We start from the raw sequence: 8,164 nt of genomic DNA on the forward strand, positions 1-8,164 counted from the left end.
CCATCGAAATGCCGGTCTCGTCGTTGGAGATGGCGACGACCGGCACGTTGTACTTCTTGACCAGCGGCAGGATGGCTTCGAGCTTTTCTTCCTCGCCGGTGACGGAGTTGACCAGCGGGCGGCCCTTGGCAACCTTGAGTGCGGCTTCGATCGCGGCGGTGACGGAACTGTCGATCGACAGCGGCAGGTCGACCAGCCCTTGCACGATCTCCAGCGTCTGCACCAAAAGGCCGGGTTCGGTCTCGTTCGGATTGACCGAGGTGACGCCGGCGTTGACGTCGAGCATGGTGGCGCCACAGGCTGCCTGCTCCAATGCGTCCCTGATGACGGTCTCGAAATTGCCCGCGATCATCTCGGCGGCCAGCTTCTTGCGGCCGGTCGGGTTGATGCGTTCGCCGATCACGCAGAACGGCTGGTCGAAGCCGATGATGATTTCTCGTGTCGCCGAAGCGACGATGGTACGGGTCATAAATTCTCTCCGCCGTGATATAAAGATTTCTTTATATCGTTGTCTGGTTTCGTTCAAGCGAATGGGTGGCCGTCCGCGCCGTCAGTGCGCGGTCTTCACCATATCCACCTGCGTTTCGGTAATATCGTCGTGCAGTATGTGCTCGAGCCGATCGGCGACCATCTGGTCGTCGCGGCGGATCTCGCGTTTCCATGGCTGGCGGCCCTTCAGCACGCCCGATTCATCGACGATCTCGGCGACATATTCCTCTTGCCGGTAGGCCATCACGTGAACGCCGGAAACACCTGATATTTCCTTCACCTCGTTGATGATGTCGATGCAGAGCTGCTTGCCTTCCTTTTTCTGGTCCTGGGCGCCTTCCAGCCGCTTGATGACGGAATCGGGAATATGGATGCCCGGCACGTTCGAGCGGATCCACTTGGCCGTCTTGGCCGAGGCGAGCGGCCCGACGCCAACCAGGATGAAGCATTTTTCGGTATAGCCGAGGTCGCGCACCTTTTGCATGTAGGTGCGGAACATGGGCACGTCGAAGCAATACTGGCTCTGTACGAATTGCGCGCCGGCGGCGATCTTCTTGCCCAGCCGGTGCGGGCGGAAGTCGATCGGCGGCGCGAACGGATTGATCGCAGCACCCAGGAAAAGCTGCGGCGGCGTCGTCAGCTTGCGGCCGGACAGGAACTTGCCGTTGTCGCGCATGATGCGGCAGGTTTCCAGGAGCGACATGCAGTCGAGATCGAACACCGGCTTGGCGCCGGGCTGGTCTCCGGCCTGCACGCCGTCACCTGTCAGGCACAGCATGTTGGCGACGCCCATCGCAGCCCCGCCCAGCACGTCGCCCTGGATGGCGATGCGGTTCTTGTCGCGGCAGGCGATCTGCATGATCGGCGCATAGCCCATGCGCGTCAAAAGTGCGCAGATGCCGACCGAGGACATGTGGCAGTTGGCGCCCGATGCATCGACGGCGTTGATGGCGTCGACCCAGCCGTCGAAGATTTTCGCCCTGTTGTAGACGTCTTCCGGATCGGCGCTGTCGGGCGGGTTGAGTTCCGTCGTCACAGCGAACTCGCCGCGCCGCAGTACGCGCTCCAGCCGACCGCGCGAGGTGTGGCCGGGCAGGGGTTCGAGCGGCAGGTGGATGCCGGCCGGGTTTTCGTCGCGCTGGCGGCCGATCATGCCGACGCCCCGGTGCTGGCCGCCTCATTCTTGGCGGCAGCGGCGGCTTCGCGCGCGGTGGCCGCCTGCGCGGTCACCCGCAGCCAGGCCGAGGTTTCACGCAGCGACTGGTCGACCGGCTTCTGCACGGTCAGGATCCTGTCGCTGTGCACCATGTTCTGCGAGCCTTCCCAGGCCTTGACCCAGACGCAGGGCATATCGGGCTCGACCTCGCAATTGCCGTTGGCGCGGACACCGCCGCAAGGGCCGTTGCGCAATTGCTTGGGGCAGTTCATCGGGCAAGACATGCCTGTCGAGGACAAGATGCACTGGCCGCACATGCGGCAGTCGAACATGAAGCCCTTGACGCGCTTCTCGACAAATTTGATCGGCCCTTCGACACGGCCATAGCCTATGCCTTTCCATAAGGGATGGAGGAGCAGGAACATGTCGGCGAATTTGGCGTAGAACCATTCGAGTAATCGCGAGTGCCGCACCGACCATAATCTGACCGCGAAGGAACGCTGCACGCGCCGCTGCGGCGATACGTCGGCCGGCTTGTAGTCGGATTTCGGCGCTGCCTTCTTGACCAGAGTGGCCTGGGTAACAGCCGGCCTCTCCTTGGCAGGAATGGTTTCAGACATTTTCTTTGCCGCCCGCCTTGACCAGAGCGACCAGCCGCTCGCGGTCATATCTCGTGTCGATGTCGTTGAATGCCTTCTCGACTTCGGCTTCGAGGTCGTCGCCGACCGGAATGGGATCGGCTTTGCGCCATTCGGCCAGATAGTCGTCTGTACCGCCGGCGCCGGTGCGCATGGCGCACATGTCGATCGCCTCGGTAAAGCGCAGCGGCAGTTCGCGCTTGGCGTTCTGCCGGCCCTTCTTGACGATCACCTGGGCAGGGATGTCGCGCCAGTAGACGACGATCAGATCGGCCATGAATTCTCACTCCTCGAACTATCGAGCATTGCCGCAAGCGCAGTGGTGCCGCTTGTTATGGGACGACGCGCGCGCATTCAAAAGCGACGCATATCGATGTCGTAAAATGAAAAGTGGGTTTATTCGTTTGCGGCGTGTGCCGGCGCCCGGTCCAGCGCGTCGGAAACGCTGGCGCGCAGTATGCCGTCCAGGACGAAAAACGCGCTACCAGATGCCAGTTCTGAGGCCCGTCCAGACGTAGAACCAGATCGTCGGATGATACCAGAGTTTCGAAGGCAGGCCGGGATCGATCGTCGTGAGTTTTCCAGCCAGTGCATCGCTGACAGCCTCGACGCAGATGTCGCGCGAGAACGCCGTCTGGCGTAGCGCGTGACTTGAGATGGTGTCGCCTTTTTTCGATCTGCCGCGCGCCTGCTTCAGCACGCCACCAGTGTCGACGCCAGCGTCGACGAGGTGGACAGTCGTGCCGAAATTCTCCGCATCGCCTGATACCAGAGCCCAATAGCCGCCATTCATGCCGCGATATTTCGGCGTGATGCCCGCATGGTAGTTGAGCACCGGGCAGGGCATTTTGCTCAGCATCTCAGCCGAGATTAGTCGGCAACCGTTGAGCAGCACAACGCCTGGCCGGATCTTCTGGATCGCCTGCAGGCACTCAAGCCCATTGGCCGAGGCTACCGGGATGATCTCCTGGCCTGGTCGCGGCTCAACCTCCAGCTTCTCCTCGGCAATCAGTCGCGCGCTATGGCCGGCCAGGAATCGCTTGCCCAACCTACTCAGTACCATCGTGCCAAGCTGGCCGATGGCGGAAATCCAGCCTTGGCGGCGAGCCCGGCCACGCAGCAATTGCTTTTTGGATTCAGGCGTTTCGAGGACGACGCTGACAGGACCTACGCGGTCGGCGATCGCATTGATCATAGCCCAGACATGCTGGCCGCCTCCGGTGACGACCACGATCGGACGCGTATTGGATTCTGATGCTGCCATGGATCTTGCCCCCTCCAAGCAACCCTTCTCGACAATAGACGGGATGCTAGGGTGTCCGGGTTAATCCTTGGTGATCAGCTCTTCGATACACAGTCAGCGCTTGAATTCGATGATATCGAGCTTCGATTCATAGTAGGGCGCCGGAAATTCGATGCGCCATTCCTTGGCGCTGTTGCGGAAGGCGTAGCCGACCTGGTCGGTTTGCGGACCGCTGCCATAGGGCTTTGCCGGATCGCTGTTGACATAGAAGGAGCCGAGATAGATCGCGCGTTTCTCGCCATCGTCGAAGAAACGGCCCCTGGTGCGCTGCGAGCCGCTGATCTTCTCCAGCCGCCAGCCGGAACCGTCATCGGTCACCTTGCACTTGAACCAGCCATAGATGACGAGCGGCAAAGGTCCGCCGGCCTTGATGGTGCGGCACTGCCAGTTGCCGGTCAGGTCCTTGTCGGAAAAGGCCACCAGCGGCTTTGCCAACAGGGCATCGAGTTGCTTGACCTCGGCCGGGTTGCCTGTCTTCGCCTCGGCAAGGGCTGCCTTGCGGGTCTCGCCATATTTGTCGAGCCGCGTCTTGTCGGCCGGGGTGATGAGTTTCTGTATCTCGCCGTCGGCATGGGCGGGCAGGGCCAAACAGAGGAGGCCGAGTGCAGCTATCAAGAGGCGAGGGGTCATCAGTGCGTTTCCATGGCTGGCAGTCTGTTTGCTTGTGGCGCACACCTTACCCGTCCACGGCGGCCTGTCATCTAGCCTTGAGTCATCGCGGGGCAAGAATTGCTTCAGGCGCCTGCAGCCGCCTGCGCCATCCCGGCCGTCAGGTCGCCATAACCGGTGGCGCGGCGTTCATAGACGAGACCGAGCATTCTGGCGGCTTTTTCGGCGACCTTGTCGAGTTCCGGATCGTTGGTCTGGGCGAGGTAGATCAGCTTCTCGTAATTGCCGAAATAGTCCTTGATCAACTCCGGGTGCTTGTCGAGGCCGAGCGGTTTCATGAAGAAAGCGTCGAACTGCCGGCAGAGGAAGTCGGTCATGTAGAACGACATCATGTCGTCGTCTGCGACTTTCGCATAGGCCTCCATGCCCTGGTAGAAGGCGAAGCAATGCGGGCCGGCCATGCGCTCGACGCCATGCTTCTCGCAGATGCGGTCGAGCAGACCGCCGGTGCCGCAATCGGCATAGCCGACGAAGATGTTGCTGTAGCCTTCCGTCTTGGCTTTTTCGATCGCCTTGTCCATGGCCGGTGCGATGCGGTCCGGGTAGAAATGGAATTCCGCCGGCAGGCAGGTCAGGTCGAGGTGATCCAGCCCGAGCTGTTCCTTGACGGCCAGAACTTCGCGCGCAATCATCCCGCAGGCGATGACGAGCAGCCTGTCGTCTTGATTCGGTTTCGTTTTTTGCGTCTTGGCCATGGAACCAGTCGAGCGGCCTTCGTTGTTGTGGCGCTAATTTATCTGTTGAGGGAGACACCGTCCATGAAACTGCTGCGCATCACGCCGATTGCCATCCTGGCCTGCGCCTTGGCCCTTGCGGCCTGCGCGAACACCGTCCGTGGCGTCGGCAGGGATGTCAAATCGACGGCCAAGGCGGTCGAGGACACCGTCACCAAGCCCTGATCCGCACGCGGCCACCTCATCATCTGGTAACAAAAAAGCCGCGCTGCAAGGGCGCGGCTTCTCCTGTCGTCCAGGCCGAATTGGCCAATCAGGCCGAAGCGCGCACATTGTGCTTGCGCTTCATGAAGTCCTTGGCGGTCTCGACCGCCACCGCCGCGTCGCGGCAATAGGCATCGGCGCCGACGGCCTTGCCGAATTCCTCGTTCAGCGGTGCGCCGCCGACCAGCACGACATAATCGTCGCGGATGCCCTTTTCCTTCATCGTGTCGATGACGACCTTCATATAGGGCATGGTCGTGGTCAGCAGTGCGGACATGCCGATGATGTCGGGCTGGTGCTGTTCGATCGCATCGAGATATTTCTCGACCGCATTGTTGATGCCGAGATCGATGACGTCGAAGCCAGCGCCCTCCATCATCATGCCGACAAGGTTCTTGCCGATATCGTGGATGTCGCCCTTGACGGTGCCGATGACCATCTTGCCTTGCTTGGGCGCGCCGGTGGCGGCGAGCAGCGGGCGCAGGATGAACATGCCCGCCTTCATCGCATTGGCGGAAAGCAGCACTTCCGGCACGAACAGGATGCCGTCGCGAAAATCCTCGCCGACGATGCGCATGCCTTCGACCAGCGCCTCGGTCAGCACCTTGTAAGGCGCCCAGCCGCGCTCGAGCAGGATGTTGGTGCCTTCTTCGATCTCTTCCTTCAGCCCGTCATAGAGATCGTCGTGCATCTGCTGCACCAACTCGTCGTCGGAAAGTTCGGAAAGGATGATCTCGTCGTCGGACATTTGTATCGAGCTCCTGCCGGCATCGCGACCATGTCGCAAGGCACATATCTTCGCGTTCATACCTAACCCGCTGAGGGCATGTATCCATAGCTGATTTGCGACTTCCCGCAAAAGGAAAGCGACCGTAACTCTCTTGGAATTCTTGTCGATTTTGCGACAGGCGTTGGCGCTGGCGGGCCGTTTCGAATAGGGTGCATGGCTACGATCTGGCAAGAAGCGGCGAGAGCAGCCGCTATGGATTCCAGACAAGAACAGATTCAGGGAAGAACACCATGAGCGAACACGCGGCAGTCGATCAGGAAGCGTCAAACGCGCGACGTGGGCGCGGCGCCAGCGGCGGGGCTGCTGCCCGGCGGGCCGCGCGTTCGGGCGGAGGCCCGGGCACGCAGCTCACCTACATCAAGCGCAAGATCAACGTTTACGAGGTGCTGGACGAGGAAGGCCTGGCGCTGATCGAGAAGAACACCGACACGGTGCTCGAGGAGATCGGCATCATCTTCCGCGACGATGCAGAAGCGCTGCAACTGTGGAAAGAGGCCGGCGCCGACGTCAAGGGCGAGCGCGTGCATTTCCCGAAGGGGCTGTGCCGTTCGCTGCTCAAGACCGCACCGTCCGTCTACACCCAGCACGCCCGCAATTCCGAGCGTTCGGTGCAGATCGGTGGCAATGCCACCGTGTTCGCGCCGGTCTATGGCCCGCCCTTCGTGCGTGACCTCGACGGTGTCAGGCGCTACGCGACGATCGAGGATTTCCAGAATTTCGTTAAGCTCGCCTATATGGCGCCGTCGATCCACCATTCGGGCGGCACGGTATGCGAGCCGGTCGATGTGCCGGTCAACAAGCGCCACCTCGACATGATCTACAGCCACATCAAATATTCCGATAAGCCGTTTATGGGCTCGGTGACCGCGCCGGAACGCGCCGAGGACACCGTCGCCATGGCCAAGATCGTGTTCGGCGACGATTTCGTCGAGAACAACACGGTGCTGACCAGCCTGATCAACGCCAACTCGCCGATGGTGTTCGACGAGACCATGCTCGGTGCGCTGAAGGTCTATGCGCGCCACAACCAGGCCTGCATCGTCACGCCGTTCATCCTCGCCGGCGCGATGAGCCCGGTGACGGTTGCCGGCACGCTGACGCAGGTTCTGGCCGAAGTGCTGGCCGGCGCGTCGTTCACGCAGCTCATCCGTCCCGGCGCGCCGGTGCTGTTCGGTACCTTCGCCTCGTCGATTTCGATGCAGTCGGGGGCGCCGACCTTCGGCACGCCGGAGCCGTCGCTGGTTTCCTATGGCGCCGCACAGCTGGCGCGCCGTCTCGGCCTGCCGTTCCGCACCGGCGGCTCGCTCTGCGCGTCCAAGGTTCCGGATGCACAAGCGGCTTATGAAAGCGCCAACACGCTGAACTCGACCATCCTGGCCGGCACCAATTTCGTGCTGCACTCGGCCGGCTGGCTCGAGGGCGGGCTGGCCTCCTGCTACGAAAAGTTCATGATGGACATCGACCAGCTCGGCATGACGCAGAAATTCTCCGAAGGCGTCGACCTGTCGGAAAACGGCCAGGCGATGGACGCCATCCGCCAGGTCGGGCCGGGCAGCCATTATCTCGGCTGCGACCACACCCAGGCCAATTTCCAGACCGCCTTCTACCGCTCCAACATCGCCGACAACAATTCCTACGAGCAGTGGCTGGCCGAAGGCGAGAAGACAGCGCCGCAGCGCGCCAACGAACTCGCGCGCCGCTGGCTGGAAAGCTATGAGGCGCCGCATCTCGATCCGAGCATCGACGAAGCGTTGAAGGACTTCATCGCCAAGAAGAAGGGGTCGATGCCCGACGCCTTCACTTGAAAGGAGCCCGAGTCAGGCGGGGCTAAAGTCGCCAACATCATCCACAAGGAAGTCTGGCGGAGCGCGTTCTCCGATCCGGACAAGAAGGGATGATTACGCCCGCCGGCAGCGTTGACCGCATTGCTGCGGCGCTTCTCGCCAACGGCCTTGTTCTTCGCGGCGGCTTCAATTTTACGCCAAGCGATGCGCCGCCAACGGGATCATCGGGTGCGCCGGCAGCGGCCGTCCTGCTGGTGGGGCAGGCGGGCGCGGCACCCTGGCCGCATTTCCTGCGTTGGTGGGAGCAACAGCCACAGGCAATCGCCAATCCGCTCGACACATGGTCGCGCGAAGTGATCGGCGCCGTGGCGCAGGATTTTGGCGCACGGGCGATTTC

The 8,164-nt window shown here is 61.7% G+C and carries 10 protein-coding genes and 1 pseudogene; 3 read left to right on the forward strand and 8 right to left on the reverse strand.

Features of this window, described 5'->3' with window-relative positions; translation table 11 throughout:
• From EN994_RS09615 to EN994_RS09645, 7 genes are all read right to left on the reverse strand, one after another.
• The coding region (locus EN994_RS09615) for a dihydropteroate synthase (protein ID WP_164745850.1) at positions 1–469 on the reverse strand (469 nt) is incomplete at its 3' end.
• Between the two features lie 81 nt (positions 470–550).
• Positions 551–1,642, reverse strand: coding sequence for a methylenetetrahydrofolate reductase (locus EN994_RS09620; RefSeq protein ID WP_063168204.1), 1,092 nt, complete (start codon positions 1,640–1,642; stop codon positions 551–553).
• On the reverse strand, positions 1,639–2,265 hold the full coding sequence (locus EN994_RS09625; RefSeq protein ID WP_013531169.1) for a methylenetetrahydrofolate reductase C-terminal domain-containing protein: 627 nt from the start codon (positions 2,263–2,265) through the stop codon (positions 1,639–1,641). Before EN994_RS09625 ends, EN994_RS09620 begins: the two co-directional genes overlap by 4 nt.
• Complete coding sequence (locus EN994_RS09630; protein ID WP_013531170.1) at positions 2,258–2,560, reverse strand: virulence factor; 303 nt, start codon at positions 2,558–2,560, stop codon at positions 2,258–2,260. The genes EN994_RS09625 and EN994_RS09630 overlap by 8 nt, the downstream gene beginning before the upstream one ends.
• A 204-nt stretch (positions 2,561–2,764) precedes the next feature.
• On the reverse strand, positions 2,765–3,547 hold the full coding sequence (locus tag EN994_RS09635) for a formyl transferase (RefSeq protein WP_027160505.1): 783 nt from the start codon (positions 3,545–3,547) through the stop codon (positions 2,765–2,767).
• Positions 3,548–3,640: 93 nt separating this feature from the next.
• Positions 3,641–4,216 (reverse strand): DUF4893 domain-containing protein, encoded by a 576-nt coding sequence (locus EN994_RS09640; protein WP_013531172.1) that lies wholly within the window; start codon positions 4,214–4,216, stop codon positions 3,641–3,643.
• Between the two features lie 104 nt (positions 4,217–4,320).
• Positions 4,321–4,950 (reverse strand): DUF1638 domain-containing protein, encoded by a 630-nt coding sequence (locus EN994_RS09645; RefSeq protein ID WP_013531173.1) that lies wholly within the window; start codon positions 4,948–4,950, stop codon positions 4,321–4,323.
• Here EN994_RS09645 and EN994_RS36820 point away from each other — a divergent pair.
• Positions 4,936–5,154 carry a hypothetical protein gene (locus EN994_RS36820; protein WP_318011966.1) on the forward strand — a complete coding sequence of 73 codons (219 nt, stop codon included), beginning with the start codon at positions 4,936–4,938 and terminating at the stop codon, positions 5,152–5,154. The two genes, EN994_RS09645 and EN994_RS36820, sit on opposite strands and share 15 nt — an antisense overlap.
• Before the next feature lie 88 nt (positions 5,155–5,242).
• Here the strand turns inward: EN994_RS36820 and EN994_RS09655 are convergent, their stop codons facing one another.
• Entirely contained in the window at positions 5,243–5,941 is a 699-nt protein-coding gene (locus EN994_RS09655) for a cobalamin-binding protein (RefSeq protein WP_013531175.1), read from the reverse strand.
• Positions 5,942–6,213: 272 nt separating this feature from the next.
• Between EN994_RS09655 and EN994_RS09660 the strand changes: the two genes are divergently transcribed.
• Entirely contained in the window at positions 6,214–7,788 is a 1,575-nt protein-coding gene (locus EN994_RS09660; protein ID WP_024501311.1) for a trimethylamine methyltransferase family protein, read from the forward strand.
• A gap of 89 nt (positions 7,789–7,877) precedes the next feature.
• Positions 7,878–8,164 (forward strand): annotated as a pseudogene (locus EN994_RS09665) (hypothetical protein); the annotation flags it as partial.

The organism is Mesorhizobium sp. M7A.F.Ca.CA.002.09.1.1 (assembly GCF_003998555.1).
GTDB lineage: Bacteria > Pseudomonadota > Alphaproteobacteria > Rhizobiales > Rhizobiaceae > Mesorhizobium > Mesorhizobium ciceri.

Coding starts and splice junctions, on each gene's coding strand:
- EN994_RS09620 (WP_063168204.1), bottom strand. CDS start 1,642: ATGATCGGCCGCCAGCGCGACGAAAACCCGGCCGGCATCCACCTGCCG.
- EN994_RS09625 (WP_013531169.1), bottom strand. CDS start 2,265: ATGTCTGAAACCATTCCTGCCAAGGAGAGGCCGGCTGTTACCCAGGCC.
- EN994_RS09630 (WP_013531170.1), bottom strand. CDS start 2,560: ATGGCCGATCTGATCGTCGTCTACTGGCGCGACATCCCTGCCCAGGTG.
- EN994_RS09635 (WP_027160505.1), bottom strand. CDS start 3,547: ATGGCAGCATCAGAATCCAATACGCGTCCGATCGTGGTCGTCACCGGA.
- EN994_RS09640 (WP_013531172.1), bottom strand. CDS start 4,216: ATGACCCCTCGCCTCTTGATAGCTGCACTCGGCCTCCTCTGTTTGGCC.
- EN994_RS09645 (WP_013531173.1), bottom strand. CDS start 4,950: ATGGCCAAGACGCAAAAAACGAAACCGAATCAAGACGACAGGCTGCTC.
- EN994_RS09655 (WP_013531175.1), bottom strand. CDS start 5,941: ATGTCCGACGACGAGATCATCCTTTCCGAACTTTCCGACGACGAGTTG.
- EN994_RS09660 (WP_024501311.1), top strand. CDS start 6,214: ATGAGCGAACACGCGGCAGTCGATCAGGAAGCGTCAAACGCGCGACGT.